Here is a 20,098-nt window from a genome sequence, read left to right as displayed (position 1 = left end):
CATTCGAGTTGGATTTTTGCACCCAAAATTTTATGGAGCAGACATGATAAGACAGAATCTGTTGGTGACACCGAAATACGCTTTGCTGAACCTAGAGGAAATTCAGGTTCCTGAGGGCAAATCCAAAGTTGAGATTTCGGTACCTGAGGCGAAGGGATTGAAGCTTGTCAAATCTAGACAAAGTTTGACTTGGCTTTTGAGATACGGTTATGAAGGAAAAAAAGAGTCCAAGGTATTGGGAAAGTACCCTGATATTTCTTTGGAAGATGCAATCCATCTTACATTGCGGTATCAGGCTCAACTTGCAAAAGGCATCAATCCTTTTGCAGAGATGCAAAAACAGGCTGCAATGCCGACGTTGAAGGAGTTCTTTGAGAAGCACTATTTTCCACACGCCAAGCAAAACAAGAAGTCTTGGAAAGATGATCAATCCAGATTTACCAATCATCTTCAGGAGACTTTAGGTGCAGTCAAAATTGATCAAATTTCACCTGCAATGCTGACGGATACGTTGGCACAGGTCAAGGAGAGTGGTTGTATAAATGCAACGGTCAATCGGACACGTGCACTCTTGAGCTCAATCTTGAAGATGGCATTTGACCGTGAATTGATTGGCCAAAATCCCATGATGCGTGTCAAAAAGTATGTCGAGAAAAACCAGATTGAACGCTATTTGAGTGAGGATGAACTCAAACGTTTAATGCCAATTCTTGCCAATCCGAAGGCGTATGGAATTGAGAATCAAATCATTATTGGGATTGTGGAAATGCTTTTGCTGACAGGTGCACGCAAGGGTGAGGTGCTGCATCTCAAATGGGCTGACCTTGATCTCAGTAATCACTTATGGAAGTTGAATGAAAACAAATCGGGTAAGCCTCGTATCATTCAGTTGAATACGGAAGCACAGCGAATTGTTCGAGGGATGTCACGAAAGCATGAGTACGTGTTTGCCAATCCAGAAACAGGTCAACCGTTCAATGACATTCGTAAAACATTCCAGAAGATCCTGAATGCAGCAGACATTCAGAATTTTCGGATTCATGATTTACACCACAACTTTGCCAGTATGGCGGTCAATAATGGATGCGATATCTACGTGGTACAGCATCTGTTAGGTCATGCTTCACCTACTACAACGCAACGCTATGCCCACTTACAGCAGGATACTTTGCGTAATGCTTCAGAGCTGCTTGCCAATCGCATCAATCGTGCTCGTCCAGACCAAGCCATCTAACTTCCTTTAATTAACTTCTTTGAAAAAGGCATGTGTATTTGCATATGCCTAGGACTTTCTCATGCAAAAAAAGCTACTTCAACTTCCAAAGGGTCAGTATTTGTCATCCCTTAAGTTACAGATCCCTGCTAACCAAACGACCTTGATTGTTGCACCTACAGGTGTTGGTAAGACCACATTTACCATGGAGGATTTGCCTCAACAGTTTGAACTTGTCTTGATACTTGTACCCACTCAGGCCAAGGTGGCAGAGCTTCAGAACCAATACGGCAATTCATCTGCCAAAAATCAATATCAGTTTTTCTTTGCTAATCAGAATCCCGATGAGTCGATTCGTATCCACAAAGGTGTCATCGTTGCAACATATGATAAATATGAAAAAATTAATAAATTAATGAGCAGGAAGCAGAAGGAGCAAACCCTTGTTGTGCTAGATGAATGTCATAAAGCATATTCAATCGGTGGCTTCCGTGATGAAGCCATTAATCCGATTATTTTTTCATTACAACAACGGACGACTCTAAGTATTTTACTGCTAACAGCTACTTTTACAGAGGAATTGTATGCTCCTCTGAATATTCCGCTTGATCACATATTACAGATTGAGCATGCAGAATCTATCCAACGCCATATTTCAGTTAGGTATTTAAAGCATGGGGATCACTATACCCATATTGCATTTCTGGAAAAGAAAGTACTCGAGATGAGGACGCAGAACAAAGAGTTTTGTGGGCCGATTAAACCTAAAACCATTTTGGTCAGAATAAATTCACGGGAAAAATGTGAACGTGCAAAACGCTATTTTGTAACGAAGCACGGCTGTAGATGCTTGGTAGTTCATAGTAAGACTAAAAACAGCATTGAAGTCAGTGATATCTTTGAAAATCAGAGGATTCCTGCAGGTGTAGATATTGTTTTTACAACATCAATTATGGATGAAGCAGTCAATCTCAATAATCCTGACTTTGAGATCGATAGTGTTTGTGTTGTAGGTAAGCAAGCGCATGTTGAAGAGCTCGTGCAGTTTTTAGGAAGGTTACGCACAGCGAATGTACCTTGTGAGTTGTTACTGCATACTGAGATGAAGAATGAGGCGATTAATTTCGTTTCAGATCATCAGAAGCATCTGAAGAGAATGCGAAACTATATTTCACGTGTTTCAACAGTTGCTAAATCAATGTCAGCTTTAATGCATGATTTTTCATTAGATTTCTTTGCAGAAATAGATGACAGAGAAAAACAAAGTATCTATGACAAAATCAAACGGTTGAATGAGAGCTTTAACGATTTTATCGGTTGTAAATTGTTTACAGTCTATCAAGGGAAGCCTGAACAGAATATTGCTAGTTTGGTTGCGACTTTATATCGAATGGATGCTGCACACTGTTACTCCAACTTTAATTATTTGGCAAAACGGATTCGGGATTTTTTACCGAATTGTTTTATCAATTTTTTTGTCGACAGTAATATGGTAACCCCAACTTATATTAAGGACTTTTGCGATGCGGAAAAAGCGAAGGATGAAAGTGCTTATGATGCCAGTATTGATAATGGGTTATCTTTTTTTCTTAATCACTTTAGCACAGCCCATAACTCTGAGATCAATACGCTAAAAGACATATCAGACAAGTTCATCAAGGAAAAATCCAATACGGAAGACTATTTGGAGTCAGAGGTCTTGTTTGAATCTCCTACACATCCTGACCAGATGGTTACTGTGGTAGAAGACACGATTTACTTGGCTCAACATGTTTCTAACTTGCATGACATTAAGGCTATTTTACAAGCTAGGGATTCGAGACGAGTCATCGTTGCAGGTGAGGCATATGCGGATAATGTATTTATTCAAACCTTGGTTCAAGACTTTTATACTCGTCAGGCAGACAAGTGTTTTTCTGGAGAGTATCGATTGAATGGGGTACAAGCAGTTTCACTTTTGCAAAAGGCGATCAATAAAGTGCAGAAAAAAACACACATCCCAATGCGAACGATTATCAGGGAAAATTTGATCAAAGGGATGAAGTATGATGATGTTCGTGACGAGTTTGAGATATCCGAAAGTAAGGCTCTGAATTATTTCTCTAATTATTTTGAGTTAAAGGATAAGAACAAAAATAAGCCTAAACAGCGTTATCTTGAGTTTCATGGTATTGCTGTAGGTGGGTATCAATACATTTGTCTTGAGTCTTTGCAGGCTAATTTTGTAGAAAAGCATGATGTATTTACGTTAGGCGATGAGAGGTACGATAGCTATACAGGCAGGAAGAAAGCCAAAAAAGTCAGTATAGAAGAGATTTTTGCAGTATAAATTGCTCGCCCATATCGTGCTCACAATTCCCATTTTTTCAGCTTTCGTGGTTTCTTTTATGACTCAACCTGAAAAAATGGTAAGTTCTTCTCACTAGAAGAACTGTGGGGGAAAAATTATTCGAATCTGCAAAATTGCGGACTGTGTTACGCAGCATGGGGTAGTAGTGGTCTGCAGAGGGGAATTTTCCTTTTCTTGAAATTTTTGTGGGGGATCTTCAAGAAGTTGCGGTCAGTTGCTTTGTTTACAAAGCTATCATGGTCTTTGCGGTCCATAAAAAACATCTTACATTTCTGCGGTCTATCTTTGCGGTACTTGCTGCGGTTGCGGTACATTTGCGGTTTTTGGCTGTTTTCTTGTCAGATCCATCCCTTATTTTTCTTATACTTAGGAATGAGTGATGAAAGGGGAGATGGGGGCAAATTTTTTGCTTTCAATTAATTTTCATGCACTTAGCTTTAGTGTGAGCGGTCTTTTTGATTTTATTAAAGTTTTATTTTTGTTGTTAATTCAACTAATTGATTTTAAATAGTAAAAAATAAAGTGTTGTTTCCACTCATAATCCGTTGGTCCACAGTTCAAGTCTGTGTGGGCCTACCATATAAAACAACCACTTACGTGCATTAATCGTAAGTGGTTTTTTTGTTTTTGCATTCTAGTAAGCAAATGGTAAGCAGCTTAAATCAACATTATTCTGTAAGCATCCGCTAAACCCCATAGCTATTTTTTAATTTGAGTTGGGTTTCCATCGGTGTGGAAGTAATTCTTCAATCTGGGTCACTTTATGTGTCGGCAACCTTTTCGGCACATCACTTAAATGGGCATGCGGATCCAGTCCATTCAGCTTTGCTGACTGAATCAGGCGTATGATATTAGCTGCTCGCTGACAACTGCGCATCGAGCCAGCAAATAACTAGTTATTACGTCCCAAGGCCCTGCAACACATCTGATTTTAGATCCCTTATGAAGCAATGCTTCTTATGTTGATTGGTAAGTTACTATCAACAAGATAGCGGCCAGAGTGCTTGCCAGTTTTTTAGGCTGTAGTTGATCCTCAGAGCGGTTAGGGAATTCGATAGCAGCGTCTGATGGTGTTGGTTGAGCCATTAATATAGTCTTGATTTGAGGTATTCATTAAAGCGTTCAACTTTACCTTTGGTCTGTACATAGTAGGGCTTACATATGCGGGAGCAAAAACCATATTTTTTTAACACAGTTGAGCTGTTAGGGTTCAAGTTTGGTGACTGATTATATTGTTGCAAGATATTCCCTTAAGATTCTGACCGTTTCTAGATATTCAAACTCTAAAACTTCTTGGTAGAGCACAACGGCAGGAATCCATTCAGGATAAACAGCATTTATGCGTTCGAGCAAATAAAGTTTATATAAGTCAAGAATACATATTCTAGGTTGTAAGCCGATACTGTAGTGTGAACTTGAGCTGTAAATATTTGCACATTGTATTTTTAGATACTACAAGTTTTTGATTTATTACCTTGAAATAATAAACCCTGTTTATACAGTGTATGGACTGTTACTTCTTGTGCTAAAGATAAAATTTTTTATTATTTTAAAATGACGTTATATTAACTATTGAGTTGCTTTTAATACTAATATAGGAATATTTTACACTGCTGATAAAATATAATAATTAAACTCAATTGATATATTAATTTAACCTGTTATTGTAATGAAGTAGGTTAATTGTATGATAAATTTTTAATTATAATATTATTCTTTAGTGTATTGTGGTTTTAAATAATGATGTTTGAGGAATATAGTTAAATAATATTATTGCAAAAAAATAATAAATATGATTATTTTATTTAATGGTATTTAATTTGAGCAGTAAAATTATAATTTTTATATTTTTTAATTAAGTAATAGAAAGTATATAAAGAATTTTGGTTTGTACGATGGTTATGTAAGATGATTCTTCAGAACTGAGTGTTGTTAAAGATAGATGAGATTGATAGTCCTTTGGAAGGTACTTATTTTACTTTTGTGGTTCCATATTTTCGTCAAAAATATCTCATATAAATCAATATCATGGTTTTTATTCTGGTTTTTTGAAATATTCTTTAGTGTTATGAAATCATAAAAAAGTTTCAGATGTATATGAATTAATTAAAAAGTTTAGTTTTATATAAATATATTAATTCAGATACATTAATCAACATGAAACATAAAGTTAAACAAATTACCGAAGATAGATTATTGCTATCTACTAGTGAAGCTGCTCGTTTATTAGGGTATGCAGAACAAACACTGCGTAAATGGGCATTGTACGAAAATGGGCCGATTAATCCTATTAGGCATGGGCGTAGTCTTCGTTGGAGTAAGGCGGAAGTCTACAAATTTGCTTGTGTCAAAGAAGAAGCCTAGAAAAAACGAGACAGTTTTTCTTGTTATTAATGCTTATTGCATTTGATAAAAAAAAGACATGCAATAACAAGAAAAGCTAGCTCATCCAGAAAATTTTTATACCTATTTTTTTAAAAATATCATTAGCTTAAATTTCATCACAATTTAGGCTCTAGGCTTTGTCATGCTCAAAAAAAGCCCTTATGAAATTTTTAGAGGGTTAAATTTGGAGTTAATAATGTCCAAAAATCAAGCTAAAACAAAGAAGAGTTTTAAGCTATCGCGTTTGAAAAAAACTAATTTAATTGAACGTTCGCTAAGAAAATATTCCAATCTAGTCGAGCAGACAGTAAAACTTACTGTTGTTGGAGTTAGTGAGCAAAAGAAGGTAAAAGATCGACTGAAAAATTCAATGATTAATCGCGTTATGAAAGACTATTTGAGCCTTACTCAATATACGTATCTTTTATCCATTGAAGGCAAAAGTCATGAAGATTGGTTTAAGAATCAAGCTAACTATATTTTTTGGTTAGAGCTATTTACTTATCTTCAAAGTCACAAAATAAAATGTGAATATAGAATTAACTTCTATAAGGAACTTTTTGATTATTTAACTAAATTAGAAGATGAAAATTTATTTTATTTAATTAATAAGGAAATCTTGAAGAGAGATAAATATCATATTCCTAAAATAATTTATAAAACAGATTTTATAAATTATTTTAAATTACCTAGAAATATTTTTGAAAAATATAAACTTGATAATATGGAATGCTGAAATGAATAATAAATTGAATTTAGAAATTTTTGAATCAAGATGTGCTTGTTTAACTAAAATTTTATCTTCATATAGGGGGGATTTGGTTGTATTGGACTCATGTGATGTAAAGGATTTTCATAATACTTATATGACGGATGAATTCATGAGAGAATTAAAAGTATTATGTGAAGATATATATTCATATTTGAAAATAAATAAATCTAAGACTCAATATAAGAATATTTTGGGGTCATCAAGTATCTGCATTTTATATAAAAATGTTGAAGATTCGGATGTTATAGATAAAGAAAAACAACTTTCGATTAACCAAAATATTTTGAAAATTTTTAATGTTGTAAATTTTTTAGTTGGGTTGATGTCCAATATGGAGAACTCTCAAGCTAAAATTGAAAGGCTAAACTATAATTTCTATCTAATTTTAAAAATGGTGGAAAAAAGTTTTAAAGATTTTCTTTCTGAAGTATTACCTATAATTTCTCAATATTTTAATCATCTTATTGAGTTCGATCATACGGCTAAGACTATTAAAGAATTCAATACTTATGCAAAAGCCCAAAATGTACATGTCACAGAATTCTGTAAGCGCCTTGATGCTAATGTTTCAGAAAATATAATCAAATCTCTAACAAGGTATTTAGACGAGTACAGAATCGCAGTTGAGGATATCTTTTATCACAACAATGTAAGAATTAAAAAAACAGATCAGATTGATAGTATTGAAGATTTAGACGTTGATCCGCAGACTTATAATAACCCGCCTTTAGTCACCGAGAGTCAGTCTGATTACTCAGATGACAAAGATAGTATCGATGATGAAGTTGATGAAGATAAGGTATTTAAGCAGTATGATTATAATCTAAATGAAGATACGCGTAGACTAGCACCATTTGTCTCAAATCAAAGATTGAATCGTCATATAGATAGAACTCAGCAACCAACGGTGAGTAATATTTACTATTTGGACATACCCTTATTAAAAATTGTAAACCAGGTTTTACTTGACCAACTTCATGAAAACAAAGATATCATGGAATCTGCAAAAGCAGCTTGTTGCTTGATGTCAATCTTTACCGGGCAGAGTGCCGTTATATTTCAAGATATCGACCAATTGCTAAAAACTAAGCAATTAAAACGTAGCTCCAATCGTGCCTATTATTTGTGGATCGTTGATGCAAATGTAAATAAAAATTTGAAAGGTCAAATTGCTAAAAAAGACAATAAATATAACGAGCATAGAACTTGGGCATTTCAAATTCCTGCTATGTGGATTGATAGAATTAGAGAGGCTAACCTTTCCAATCTAACGAATACAGATTTCGAAAAGTCTTTATCAGAATGGTTTTATCATCGTCGTATAGGCCCGATATCAGTTACTTCAATTGCTTTACAACTTTCCTTTCATTTGAACCGAATATGTAAAGATGATCTTACGAAAAATTTCTTAATCGGTAGACAGGTTTCACATCAACCTGATCTAGCGTATGGGGGATTTTCTTATAAACAGTTAAATGAGGTATATGAGCAGTATATATATCTATGGTTTCAAAATAAAAACGAGGTAAATGTTTTAGATCGTCCGCAATTTATCCAAGTAGAAGAGCAAGCCCGCGTAGGAAGTCAGCGTGTATGGTCATTTGATAAAGCGAAAAAATTCTTGAATACATTAAACTTGAAAGTTGTCCAAGTTTTAAAAGAAGAACAAGACATTGCTGAAAAATTTAATGCTTTCAGTGTTTGGATTTGGTTTTGTTGTCTATTGTCTTCAGGTGCACGTCCTGCTATAGGTGCATCTAGTATCAGAGAAAACTTTGATTTTATTACTAATATTGCATATATCCATGATAAGAGCAGTAGATCTCGTCCACATGGTCGTTATTCACCTCTGATCGAATTCGTTGTTAATGAGTTACAGCATTATGATGAATTTATCAAAAACATTAATGCCTTAGAGCTAGCTAATACAGCAGATCATATCTATTACCTTTCTTATTGGAAGAAAGGTTCAGAATTCATGAGCTTCACATTGGAGCCACTTACACAAAAGCATATAGCATCTTATTTATCAGAAAACTTTCCTGAAATGGATGAGTTATATCCCAATTGGACGCGCCATTTTGTAAGGAATTTTCTGGAATTGCCTGATGCGATTTTTAAGAGTTGGTATGCGCACGATCAACAAAATGAGATCGGATTTTCAAAATATTCATCTTTACAGCCCTACACCTACATGATTGAAATTCAAGATGCAGTAAATCAGCTGTTTAAAAGACTGGGATTAAAATCAGTGGTGAGCCAATCATGAAAGATGAAGAGTTAGAGAAAATTCGAATTAAGCTAGAGTCTTCGACGAATCTTTTATTTGAAAAAATCTCAGGACTTCTTATTCATGAGATCACGGAATCTTGTGAAAAAAAGAAACTTGATGACCTCATTCAAAATGAACTGTATTTGAGTCGAACTAAAGTTGAGAAATACTTTCACTATAGAAAAATCTCAAAAAAAGATCTAGAAGAACTAAGGGAATTTTGGTCTGAATTATGTGTGAAAAAAAAGCAAGAAATTGAGTCAAATATTCCGTGGTTAAAGGATCAATATGAAATTAAGCTTATTCAAAGAGCATATTCAGCTCCAAATATTAAAGATATTGAATCAACGCAAATGAAGTTGCTTAGAGGGCAACGGTTACATGAGTTTAAGCTAAAATTGCATTTCTTTTGGGAGATTGAATTACCGAAAAGGCTTAAAACTGATGTTTTTAATGCTGATTTTACGGATGAGCAAAAGGAATTACTTCTTCGACAATTTTTAATGGCACTAATTATTGATTGTGGGTGTAGTCATAAAAAAGACTTAATGGCGATTTTAAGATCACTCAGAGCATATTTTTCAAATGATCAGTTAAAACCATCAGAATTGTCGAGTGGACTTGTATCCCTATATTGTCAAGGTTCATCAAAAACGGGTTATTTATATAATTATCCAGTAGAAAATGAGAAATATGCGAATTTAGTATATCTCGATAATTCATTCCAAATTAAACAAATTTATCTTACATCAATTAGTTTGTTAATGATGGTGAGACTCATCAATATAATTGAGTTTGAAACTCAAAGTGAAAGGCGTCAGGGAGAAAAAAGGCTCGTTCAGCTTATAGAGTCTATCGATGCTCAAAATGATGAAGGCTTTGATCAATATATTGATTTGGCTATATTGGATGTCGATAAAAATAGTGTTTTACGTGATTATTTTGCAAAGGAAAAATATCAATTATTTGAGCATGTCGATTACGTGCAGTATTTTAGTCAAAAGAATACGCTTGATGGTTTCACAACAGCATTATCTAAGGGGGCGTTAGACAGCGCTGCACTATCATTGTCAACCTTAAAAATGCTTGAGACACTTGATGCATTTAAAGACAATAAATCTTTAAAAAAGAAATTGATTACTTCCGAAAATGCATTTGATGATCCGAACGGGAGTTTTCGAAAGCCTAAGTCTGAAAATATACAAAAACTGAGCACAGAATATCATTGTGCCGCAGAAATTAAAAAAGGATTGATAGGGCAATTTCAAGGTAGAAAAAAACCCGAGACCATTAAACAATTGTCAGAAGATATTCAGTCACTTAAAGAAAGCTATAGTAATCAGACATATAAAATAGCTAAAGATATTGCGCTAGTGAGTGTTCAGATTGCGTTGATGACATGGTATCGGGATTACCTCGTGAGCGGTCAATCTTCAAATGTTTCTAGAGCAAAAGACGGAATTGCGCTGAGTTCCTTGGATACTTATAAATCCTCATTCGCTGAAGACCTTTTTATGTATGTTGTTACTCATGACCTTGATCTTCTGAAGATGGATGAAGAACAATTTGAGGGAGCATATGAGTATATTTTAAGTGAAAAATTTATTGCTGATAAGCAACGACAAAATAAAGCATCTAAAAATAATGTTAGGGAGGTGAAATATAATAGCTATGGTAAAGCTGTAAAAAATTTAAAAAAATTTCATAAAAGTTTAATTCATAATTTTGATGTTCCTCGAGTTAATTATTTAGACCAGTTAAAATCTGATGATCTTCAGATGTGTAGGGCATCATATATAACTCCAGTGATGTGGGCGCATTTTAATAATTTGATTGGTCGCCAAGTTGATCTGAGTAAAGAACAAAAAAGTATATTCAAAATAATTTGTATGCTTGCTTACCGCACAGGTTTAAGGATTGGTGAGATTCTTGGGTTAAGGCTAAGAGATTTAGCCATGATTGAGCTAGAAGTTAAAACAATTGGCAATGAGGAATATTATTATTTAATAGCTAGCAATCCTCAAGTTATTAAAATCTTTATACATAATAACTATCATCGTCAGGTCAAGACGACGAATGCAAAACGAGGAATTCGTCTTGATGAGTTGCTAACTGCAGATGAATTAACTGGATTTATTGGTCTGATCAAAAAGCATCTTAATGTAAAAGTCGATCAAAAGCAGTTGGGGAGAGAAGATTGTTTTATCTTCCAAGATGAATTTGGTCAAATTTTTTCATCTCGTTTTATTCGTGCTAAGACAAAGGAAATTTTTGATACTTTATTTAATAATGATCCACACGATTACTCCTTTCATAGCTTTAGGCATACTGCGACAAACAATTTAGCTTTAATTTTGAAAGGAAGTGAAACATTAATTAAAAGTTGGATCGGCTATTCACCCGATCACATTGTCAAAATTAAGAATTATTTACTGGGTAATACGGACAGTATTGCTGGACGTCAGGATGTTTGGAAGATTTTGGCACATTTTGTAGGTCATTCATCAATTGAGATGACAGCCAATCATTACCTACATTTTGGTTCAATGTTAGTCGGGGATGCATTATGTCCAGATGAAAGTAAAATATCAGCAAATATTGTAAGAGCTTTACTCTCTTGTAGAGTATTCAAGAAACAATTGAATACGTCTCAAATGAAAGAAAAGCTTGAATTAAAAGAAATCTTAGAGAAGATAGCTCCCAATTCAAAGATTATTCAAGACGCAATATTTCCTGATCGGTGGCATACTCAGATATTAAAATGTGAAGATGTAGAGCAAACTGATCATGTAACCGAAAGGCTCAAACTGAAATCAGAATTGAATGATATTATAGATGTACTTTCAGGAAAAAATGAAAATCTGAAGTTGAAAGAAATTGGGAGAGACTTGGCCTCAAACCTGTATAAAAATAGACACTTTCAACACAAAAACGCTATTTCTCAAAGTAATCCTTTAGACATGCTGTTAAAGCATATCAATAGAAATAAGTCTGGAAATGTATTTAGCGAAGCTGATTTTAAAATTTTCACAGCTTTACTGGATAGCAACTTTATGTTGGATTATTTTGAGCGCCGTATTCGTCTTATAGATGCTCGTATGGAGGTGTATATTCAAAGCAAATTAGAGTATCAGGAGTTTCGTAAATTTTGTCGTGAGCTTAAATCCATATATAAAAAGTCTTATGAAAAAAAAATCAGAACATCAAAACTATCATGGAGGGAAATAGATGCTGAACTTAGAAAGGCCAAAAGTAAAAAAGGGGTAAGTCTGATAATTAGTAATGACAACTATAAAGATAATATGTGTCAAAAAATCTTGAGCGATTTATTTTTAGCAGTGATTTATCTCCGTTGGAAGTTAGCTCAAATCCATGACTAATTACAGCGTTAAATAATTTAACAGGTTTGGAAATCCCATTAATTGAAAAATGGAGGCGAACTAAATGAAGCATACGTATATAGAGGCAGATCATTGTATTCAAGAAGCTTTACAAGGGAGTATTGTCCACTTAAACGATAATTTATATTTTTTAAGTGCTGAAACAGCCTTACAGCAAGTCCTTATACCTGAACATGTTTGCTGTACAGCACCATACTGGATCATTGGATATGAGTTGCCTAAGCCGATTCAAAATAAACAGGAATTAGAGTCATTATTTGCTTGGCATAACTTTTTTGTTAAATTTGCTAGCAATGCCGATGAATTTAAAGATTTCAATCCTAGAGATGAGTAATTAACTTTTATAGTATGCCATCCGCTATAGTTTTTAAATTTATTAGTGTGAACACATGATAACTTCAGTAAAAACTGAATACGTAAGGACTATAAGTGAGTAGAAATGTAAAAAGGCAATTCGGTTTCTTTTTAATCGTACTTTTTTGTGTCATTACTTATAATTATATAGCTATTCGTCAAGCGGAAAATATGGAATTGAATTCCAACGTTCAAGAGCGAGAGCGAGCATTTATTCAGAAACGAGCTGAATACATAAAAAATCATGGCGAGACTAGAGGCTGTTGATCTTTGAGTGAAAATTAAACGGCATAGCAACAAGGTATAATGGTTTCGCCAAAAATCAAAAATACCACCGAGAACGGACGTTGCTATGCCAAGAACAATGTTAACAGATAAAGCCTGGAAAGCCCTAAAGCAAATCCTCAAAGAAACGGGGCGTGTTTATAATAAGTACGAACACAGGAACACGCTTGAAGGCATTCTGTATCGGATGCGCACTGGAATTCAATGGCGAGATCTGCCTGAAAAATTTGGCCGTTGGAACACTGTTTTTAGACGTTTTAACCTCTGGTCAAAGAAGGGGGGTATTTCAAAATCTATTTCAAAGCATATCGTCTGAGAATGACCCTGAATGGCTATTTATTGATGGAAGTATCGTGAAGGCGCATCAGGATAGCAGCGGAGCAGCCAGTGGTGCAGCCAGTGGTGCAGACGAAGCTATAGGAAAAAGTCGGGGTGGCAATTCGACAAAAATTCATCTTGCTGTTGATAGCGGTGGTCTTCCCGTTTACTTCGAAATCTCGGGTGGGCAAGTACATGACATCGCCCATGCGCAGAGTTTGATAGCAGAAGCCCCAAAATCAAGCCATGTCACTGCCGATAAGGGCTACGATAGTGATAGTTTACGAGCATTTATTGAAGCTCAAGGTTGCGTGGCCAATATTCCGAGAAAAGAGAACAGCAAAACTGGGAATGGTCATATGGACTGGTGCCTTTATAAGTACCGGCACTTGGTAGAGAACGCTTTTTTAAAGATTAAAAAATATCGGGCTATAGCTACTCGCTACGACAAACTGGCAAGAAACTACGCCAGTAATGTCGCATTAGCCTTTGTCATGGTATGGCTGCCAATGCATTGCTGAATGATATTTGAGCAAAGATCAACAGCCTCTAGTATTGCTGAGCAAGAGATGACTCAAGAATTAGCATTCAGAAGTGGGCATGCTTTAATGAATAATTCGTCTTCATATCAGCGTGTTGAAGAGCAAGATCCTGAACAATTTGTAAAGTGAGGTAAATATGATGGTAGATCGGATTGCTTCTAAAGAGAACACAAATATAACCGCTGAGTCCGAAGTAAAAAATCAGCAAGATGAAATAATAAAAGATAATTATCGAAGGTTAATACTAAATGCAACTCATCATCTTCCTATGAAAGCCGTTAGAACTGAACAAGATATGATAGAGTTTTTAGAAGACTGATTTTAAATGCATTGATCAAATTTTATTTGATCGCCGTGATTAAAAAGGGGGGGATTATCTGATCGCTAGATCATTCCCTCATTTCAATTTATATTGTAATTTGTTGGTCTTATTTAAAATAAAAATCAAGGGGGTAATTGATGTCGAGAAAAACAATAATGACCACAAATGAAAGGCGTCTTCAAGCTCTAAATCAAATGCGTGCGAGTTATAGAGGTGTGCAACTTTTAAGACAAGATAGAATTAAACTGATTCAACATGGTGCAGTTGTTCAATCGCATGAAGGTTCGATCAATGACAGTGATCGTACTCTGTGTGATGATTTATCAATAGAAGTTGATGAATGTGATATGTTAAAAAAAACGGCTGAGACGATGTATGCCTCTACAGGTGATACAATTTGGTTGAGTTTTTAAATATACAATTCAAGTGCTTTCTGTTTTTTAATGAAGAGTGCTCAAAATTGCTTGAGGAAGTCTTCAACTGAGATTTCTTGTTCTACATAGAAAACACCATTTGGGTCTGCTTTCATTTTTTTAATAGAATTACCTTGGATTTTATGGATATCGAGTAGGTCTTTAAGTATTTGATCTGCAATTTTATTCTTCCAATCATTTTCAGGATCTAAAGGAATCGACATGAGTTTCTCCTAGTTCAGATGTGGTATAAATTTCATTATCAGTATCGCAGAAAATTTGAAAATAAATTGATGTAGGGAATAAAAATGGCTGAATGCAGTTACGCCTATTGAAGAGCATGATGAGTTTTTATCTATCTGCGAGCTTTTGTAGTTCATCTCTATGTTGATGAATTACACGTTTTAAATGATGTAGTACAATACGTTGTGTTGCTTGACTGTTGTCAAATGCCATAGGTATAACTTCAATAATTGGGCGTGATCTTTGTTCAATATTTTTAAAATCGATCGGTCTTCTCATTTTGCCATATAACTTTAATGGTGTTATGTAATTTTATACTAATTCTAACTATGAGCTAAAGCTTAAAAGTCCTAACAGCACTATTGAGTACCAAAAAACATGTGACGACACTTATTTTAGGTTTTGATAGGACTAATGCTTCATCATTAATATTGCAGACAATTTTAAAATCGAGTTATCTGATGCTTTAAAAAGGTTTCAGAAAAAATATCTATTTAAACTTCGATGATCAAATTTTCTCTAAACCCATTTTTACCTTGCTCTGGCGGATAACCCAAAGGATTGATCACTAATCTACATCCATCGACTACAGTATCCACTGATGTATGCGTATGTCCTGCAATCCATAACTTAAACCCTTTTACATCTAGGTCATTAATAAAATAGGGATTGAGGGCTGATGCAACAGGGTGCGTACCCCAATAAGGATCAAGACAAGCTAAATGAGGTGGAAAATGCGTAATAACAATCACATGATCTTGCCCTCTAAACTGCAAAATATTTTGATGATATTTTTTAAATAGTTTTATGTAGTCATCGGCGGTTATAGGTCTATTTTCATCACTAATCATGATTTGATCAAAATCATAAATCGATTGTTCAGCATCTTTTTGGGACTGTAAAAGTACCTCAGGAGATGTAAGTGGTGAATTGGAGCGAAAGTTCGTAAACAGCGTGCCACCTACAAATATTTTATCTTGAATTTTGATATGGTTGTCATCAAGTAGTGCATTTTTTGGGTAGTTTTCTTTCAAGAAATTCACGACTGTACTGTAGTTAGAGCTGTAGTAATCATGATTACCTAAAACAAAGATAAATTTTTTATTCAGAGATTTACATTTTTCGGCAAACTCAATTGCACCACTTAAGCGATTAGAAAAATCGCCAGCGTGAATAATGACATCAGCTTGCTCTGATATTGAATATTTAGAATTATGAGTATCAGATAAAATTTGCAGTTTCAATCTACTTCCTTTATTAAATCACGCTGCTTAAATATATAGAGTTTCATTGCGATCAGTTTACAGCAACTAAATATTGTAGAAATTATAAGATACTTATCTGTATTCTTAAGCCTCTAAAAAATATAGGTAATTATTTTTGAATCAATTGAAGAAATATCGATCATAAAATTTGACCATTTGAATTTATGCACATAAGATAAAGATGTTACAGCAAAATCTGTGACCAGGCGTGGAAACCTGTTACTCAACGAACTAAAGAGTCGCTTTTAGTGGCTCTTTTGTGTCTACATGGCGCTTTTATGGTAAGCCAGGTAGGGCAGTCTTTGACTGGCCGTTTCGTTGAGCGGTATTTCCACACCCTATTTGGTTTGCCTCCATCTCGTGGAAAGGATATTGGCAAACGACAATCTATCAACGAGGTTTAAAATGCGTCTTTATATTATTTCTATCTGTTTTTTCTCTAGCAAAAAGATACTTCTGAGTTAATGAGTTTTTAATTCATTTATCACTGATTTTAATTTTAATTACTTCTAATTTCGTAATCTCACGAGATCTAGAGAAGTATTGCTTAGAGAAAATAAAATGGCTCGTACTAAGCTTTTAACCAATATTATTCAAAGAAAAATGATGCTGCTTGACGAAATGTCACACTCAAATCTGCACAATAATTTTGAAATATCACTTTATGACTTCGCCAACCATGAGATTCTAGAAAAACTATATAAGGCAGACAATCAACGCTCCACAGAGTGTTGGAGCCGTGCTGAAATTCAGAAGTTTATTCTAAAATGTTTGAATGATCGTAATGTCAATTTATGCGTTCGCTATTGGAAAGATGCCACTGGCAATATTTATATTATCGATGGTGGGCACAGGATTTCAATCATTTATGCTTGGATCAAAAGATACTTTATTGATGAGCAAGTAGCAGGAGCCCCAAAATTCACGGCACCACAAAAACGAGATATTCGTCAGATTCGTAATCGATTAGGTGGATTAGCTGATTTTCAAGAGTTATGTAGCGATTCTGAGTTTCAGCAAAAATTAAAATCAACCAAAATTAATTTTATTGAAGTCATTGGGACACCTGAGGAAGCTCGAAAAGCCTTTTGTTCAATCAATTCAGATACGAAACGGTTAGATCCAGATGAAGAATATCATTTACAAAATAGGGGGAGTGATGCTTTTTATGTGATTTATGCGTGTTGTTATATAAACGATAATAAATCCAACTTGGCTGAACTGAATTACGAGCGGATAAATGAAGTGATCACTTTGGGTGAGCAAATTCATGATCATCTTTTTAAGATAATACTTTTAGAGCCTGATTTAACACACGGTAAAAAAATCGGCTTGGTCAATGAACTCCTGAATATCATGTTTGGTGATACTAGTCAGAATACTGTGAGTATAGACCAAGGTCAGCGTGTAGAAAATTTAATGCTAAAACTTAGAGTTGTGCTGTGTCGTATCGCTACACCAGCAATTAGTATTCGGATTCCAAGTCTGGGCTTACACCCAAAACTATATTTTTATAAAGATAATCGTTTTCAAATGACATCCTTTTTGGCCTGGTTCTCTATCGTCTTTGAAATTCAAGAAGACTGTTTTGAAATACAGAATAAAAAGATAGATTTTATTGGATTTACTCGAGCACGCCGTGGTGTTGAAAGTTTAATTGAAAAAATTCCTGTGGCGATCAAAGAAACTGTCGGTAAGTTTGGTAGCGGGATCAGATCACATGAGCGATTGAAAAACGTCTATCAAGCATTTATCTGTATTGGACTCAATATGGATTTAGATTTCGAAGATGAAGTTTGTTTGAACACCGTCATTCTTTCGATGAGTCAATCATTTGATTATATTAATTTTAATGATTTTTACCTTGAACGTTTTGGTGGTGATTATGATGAGACCATTGTGGATGATGTTGTGAGCTTTGTGAAATCAGTAAGACTAACAAAAAAGAAAAAACCTCTAAATTTTTCACTCGCGACCAAAAGAAATCTTTATCAACGTGAGGAAAGGAAAACATGGAGCTATTGCGAAGTATGTGATAGCGCTCTATACCTTGAATCGACTGAAGTAGATCATCGAGAATCGAAAGCAGAAGGTGGTTACGGTGTTTTAGAAAATGGAGCAATTATTCACCCGATATGTAATCGTTTTAAGTCAGATCGTGCTTTGGAAGAAGTAAGAGCAGATTTATTTGACTAAAAAGATAAGGGAGCAAATGCTCCCTTATCTTTTTGTTTTTTAGTAGACTGGGATCAGTGTTTAGCCTAAGCAACCAATATGAAAACAATAGACTATTACAACCAATACGCAGATCAATTTTTACAAGCCACGTTGTATGTGGATATGGAAAGCCTATACCAACCATTTTTAGCTGAGTTGCCAGATTTTGCACGCATCCTGGATTTAGGCTGTGGCTCAGGGCGTGACACTTTGGCTTTTAAAAATAAAGGCTATCAAGTTGATGCTATCGACTATTCTGAAGTATTGGTCGAACGAGCGAGCCAACTGACTGGTATCGCTGTTCAGCAGCAAAGTTTTTATGAGCTTGATATGCACGATGTTTATGATGGGGTATGGGCATGTGCCTCTTTACTACATTGTGCTCGTAATAGACTCCCTAATGTTTTAAAACGTATTCATGCTGCATTACGCCGTGGCGGTGTGTGCTATATGTCTTTTAAATATGGAACATCAGATAGAGAAAAAGGCGGTAGGGCGTTTACTGACTTAAATGAAGAGCAGGCTCAGGAATTGTTAGACCAGTTGAATGGGGTTAGGGTATTAAAACAGTGGATTACAGTAGATCAGCGACCTGATCGACAAGAAAAATGGCTGAATGTACTTTGGAAAAAACATGCCTGACTTTATTCCTGCTGCACAAGAACAACTTAAATTCTTAAAAAATATTCAGCTGATTTTACAGTCGGGTAGTTTTAGTAGCACCTATAAATTTGCGTTGCTGATTAGCCTAAGCCGATTAGCTATTGAAAAAGGTAAAGATTCAGGTGAGAGTCTATCACTCGAATATACGGATATTGCTGAGAAGTTTATCGAGCTATATTGGAAGCAAGCAGTGCCATATACCTTTAATGATGAAGGCCAACTGATCTTAAATCAAAATAATGGTAAGCAAGCAGCGATTGTAAATCGAATCATTGGGCTTCGTCAGAGTTACTCATCCCTTGGACTGTTAAGACGAGATTCATTGGTGTGGTTGAAGCTAGTTAAAGATGTCGCTCGCACTGTAAAAGACATGCCAGTCCGTTATCTGCAAAACATCAATGGACAAAACTTTGAGTTTCTATACCGGCTTGAGCAATCAGGGAAGCAATTAATTTTATTACCGCAAGTCATGTATTGCTTACGACAATTTAGTGAAATTATTGAAGAACTCTGTCAGAAGCGCTGGATTGATTATATTCGTAGAAATAGTAGTAATGCCGAGATTTTGAATAAGTTACCAAACCTTGAGCAATTTATGTTTGAGCCGAGCCGAAATCAGCTTAATGCAGTTGCTACAGTATTGGTAGAGATGCAGGAGTGCAGATGCTTTTACTGTAATAAGGAAATGAAAAAGAATAATTACGCCGTAGACCATTTTATTCCTTGGTCAATGTATCCATCAGATACCGGGCATAACTTTGTGTTAGCCGATTCCCGCTGTAATTCTAAGAAAAGCAATCTATTGGCCTCACATGAATTTCTTTATAAATGGCAAGAGCGTAATGAAGAACAGGATTTGATTATTGTGGATCGGATATCAGTGCTCGGTTTTTTAACAGATAAAGAGCGGTCACATAAAGTGGCGGAGTGGGCATATGCTCAAGGGAAAGAAAATAATTATTTAATGTGGATGGGGGAAAATAGCAAATAAATCATGGCTCCCCTGAGATTAGACTAAAAATCCAATTGCTTTAAAAATACCGTAAAAAATGTTTACTGTACATTTGCTATGGGGTAATCTTA

15 protein-coding genes and 1 pseudogene are annotated in these 20,098 nt (G+C 35.0%); 13 read left to right on the top strand and 3 right to left on the bottom strand.

The features are described from left to right. Window positions 1-43: 43 nt before the first annotated feature. Window positions 44-1,234, top strand: coding sequence for a site-specific integrase (locus LXF01_RS17145; RefSeq protein ID WP_233945520.1), 1,191 nt, complete (start codon window positions 44-46; stop codon window positions 1,232-1,234). Between the two features lie 61 nt (window positions 1,235-1,295). Continuing rightward, entirely contained in the window at window positions 1,296-3,542 is a 2,247-nt protein-coding gene (locus LXF01_RS17140) for a DEAD/DEAH box helicase (protein ID WP_233945519.1), read from the top strand. A gap of 727 nt (window positions 3,543-4,269) precedes the next feature. On the opposite strand, the pseudogene LXF01_RS17135 reads toward LXF01_RS17140, so the two are convergent. Next, a pseudogene (locus tag LXF01_RS17135) lies at window positions 4,270-4,648 on the bottom strand (transposase domain-containing protein); the annotation flags it as partial. 1,072 nt (window positions 4,649-5,720) lie between these two features. Between LXF01_RS17135 and LXF01_RS17125 the strand changes: the two are divergent. The 8 genes from LXF01_RS17125 (at window position 5,721) to LXF01_RS17090 (ending at window position 14,627) form a co-directional block, all read left to right on the top strand. Continuing rightward, window positions 5,721-5,927, top strand: a complete 207-nt coding sequence (locus LXF01_RS17125; RefSeq protein ID WP_005399592.1) for a helix-turn-helix domain-containing protein — start codon at window positions 5,721-5,723, stop codon at window positions 5,925-5,927. 217 nt (window positions 5,928-6,144) lie between these two features. After that, a complete protein-coding gene (locus LXF01_RS17120) occupies window positions 6,145-6,684 on the top strand; it encodes a hypothetical protein (protein ID WP_233945518.1) in 540 nt (179 codons plus the stop codon). Window position 6,685: 1 nt separating this feature from the next. Beyond that, entirely contained in the window at window positions 6,686-8,989 is a 2,304-nt protein-coding gene (locus LXF01_RS17115; protein WP_233945517.1) for a hypothetical protein, read from the top strand. Next, window positions 8,986-12,372 (top strand): integrase, encoded by a 3,387-nt coding sequence (locus LXF01_RS17110; RefSeq protein WP_233945516.1) that lies wholly within the window; start codon window positions 8,986-8,988, stop codon window positions 12,370-12,372. The genes LXF01_RS17115 and LXF01_RS17110 overlap by 4 nt, the downstream gene beginning before the upstream one ends. Window positions 12,373-12,436: 64 nt before the next feature. Continuing rightward, window positions 12,437-12,727, top strand: coding sequence for a hypothetical protein (locus tag LXF01_RS17105; protein ID WP_180124865.1), 291 nt, complete (start codon window positions 12,437-12,439; stop codon window positions 12,725-12,727). 372 nt (window positions 12,728-13,099) lie between these two features. Next, a protein-coding gene (locus LXF01_RS17100; protein ID WP_233945515.1) for an IS5 family transposase occupies window positions 13,100-13,871 on the top strand; the annotation gives its coding sequence in 2 pieces (ribosomal slippage) (window positions 13,100-13,309 and window positions 13,311-13,871; 771 coding nt in all). 157 nt (window positions 13,872-14,028) lie between these two features. Then, window positions 14,029-14,211, top strand: coding sequence for a hypothetical protein (locus LXF01_RS17095; RefSeq protein ID WP_180024857.1), 183 nt, complete (start codon window positions 14,029-14,031; stop codon window positions 14,209-14,211). 140 nt (window positions 14,212-14,351) lie between these two features. Next, window positions 14,352-14,627 (top strand): hypothetical protein, encoded by a 276-nt coding sequence (locus LXF01_RS17090; RefSeq protein WP_233945514.1) that lies wholly within the window; start codon window positions 14,352-14,354, stop codon window positions 14,625-14,627. A 41-nt stretch (window positions 14,628-14,668) separates the two neighbouring features. On the opposite strand, the gene LXF01_RS17085 is transcribed toward LXF01_RS17090, so the two are convergent. Beyond that, window positions 14,669-14,851 carry a hypothetical protein gene (locus LXF01_RS17085; RefSeq protein WP_180009562.1) on the bottom strand — a complete coding sequence of 61 codons (183 nt, stop codon included), beginning with the start codon at window positions 14,849-14,851 and terminating at the stop codon, window positions 14,669-14,671. A gap of 513 nt (window positions 14,852-15,364) precedes the next feature. Next, complete coding sequence (locus LXF01_RS17080; protein ID WP_233945513.1) at window positions 15,365-16,114, bottom strand: metallophosphoesterase family protein; 750 nt, start codon at window positions 16,112-16,114, stop codon at window positions 15,365-15,367. 582 nt (window positions 16,115-16,696) lie between these two features. On the opposite strand from LXF01_RS17080, the gene LXF01_RS17075 reads away from it, so the two are divergent. The 3 genes from LXF01_RS17075 (at window position 16,697) to LXF01_RS17065 (ending at window position 20,006) form a co-directional block, all read left to right on the top strand. Next, entirely contained in the window at window positions 16,697-18,331 is a 1,635-nt protein-coding gene (locus LXF01_RS17075; protein ID WP_233945512.1) for an HNH endonuclease, read from the top strand. A gap of 78 nt (window positions 18,332-18,409) precedes the next feature. Beyond that, window positions 18,410-18,994, top strand: coding sequence for a class I SAM-dependent DNA methyltransferase (locus LXF01_RS17070; RefSeq protein ID WP_233945511.1), 585 nt, complete (start codon window positions 18,410-18,412; stop codon window positions 18,992-18,994). Next, window positions 18,987-20,006 (top strand): HNH endonuclease, encoded by a 1,020-nt coding sequence (locus tag LXF01_RS17065; RefSeq protein WP_233945510.1) that lies wholly within the window; start codon window positions 18,987-18,989, stop codon window positions 20,004-20,006. Before LXF01_RS17070 ends, LXF01_RS17065 begins: the two co-directional genes overlap by 8 nt. Window positions 20,007-20,098: the final 92 nt, after the last annotated feature.

This window comes from Acinetobacter sp. SH20PTE14 (genome assembly GCF_021391555.1).
Lineage (GTDB): Bacteria > Pseudomonadota > Gammaproteobacteria > Pseudomonadales > Moraxellaceae > Acinetobacter > Acinetobacter amyesii.
The sequence above is the reverse complement of the archived record's forward strand: the minus strand, read 5'-3'. Positions and strand labels throughout refer to the sequence as shown.

What these genes read in the sequence shown, in the direction of transcription:
- LXF01_RS17095 (WP_180024857.1), top strand. Translation starts at nt 14,029, where the DNA reads ATGATGGTAGATCGGATTGCTTCTAAAGAGAACACAAATATAACCGCT.
- LXF01_RS17065 (WP_233945510.1), top strand. Translation starts at nt 18,987, where the DNA reads ATGCCTGACTTTATTCCTGCTGCACAAGAACAACTTAAATTCTTAAAA.
- LXF01_RS17075 (WP_233945512.1), top strand. Translation starts at nt 16,697, where the DNA reads ATGGCTCGTACTAAGCTTTTAACCAATATTATTCAAAGAAAAATGATG.
- LXF01_RS17125 (WP_005399592.1), top strand. Translation starts at nt 5,721, where the DNA reads ATGAAACATAAAGTTAAACAAATTACCGAAGATAGATTATTGCTATCT.
- LXF01_RS17120 (WP_233945518.1), top strand. Translation starts at nt 6,145, where the DNA reads ATGTCCAAAAATCAAGCTAAAACAAAGAAGAGTTTTAAGCTATCGCGT.
- LXF01_RS17070 (WP_233945511.1), top strand. Translation starts at nt 18,410, where the DNA reads ATGAAAACAATAGACTATTACAACCAATACGCAGATCAATTTTTACAA.
- LXF01_RS17145 (WP_233945520.1), top strand. Translation starts at nt 44, where the DNA reads ATGATAAGACAGAATCTGTTGGTGACACCGAAATACGCTTTGCTGAAC.
- LXF01_RS17105 (WP_180124865.1), top strand. Translation starts at nt 12,437, where the DNA reads ATGAAGCATACGTATATAGAGGCAGATCATTGTATTCAAGAAGCTTTA.
- LXF01_RS17090 (WP_233945514.1), top strand. Translation starts at nt 14,352, where the DNA reads ATGTCGAGAAAAACAATAATGACCACAAATGAAAGGCGTCTTCAAGCT.
- LXF01_RS17140 (WP_233945519.1), top strand. Translation starts at nt 1,296, where the DNA reads ATGCAAAAAAAGCTACTTCAACTTCCAAAGGGTCAGTATTTGTCATCC.
- LXF01_RS17115 (WP_233945517.1), top strand. Translation starts at nt 6,686, where the DNA reads ATGAATAATAAATTGAATTTAGAAATTTTTGAATCAAGATGTGCTTGT.
- LXF01_RS17110 (WP_233945516.1), top strand. Translation starts at nt 8,986, where the DNA reads ATGAAAGATGAAGAGTTAGAGAAAATTCGAATTAAGCTAGAGTCTTCG.
- LXF01_RS17085 (WP_180009562.1), bottom strand. Translation starts at nt 14,851, where the DNA reads ATGTCGATTCCTTTAGATCCTGAAAATGATTGGAAGAATAAAATTGCA.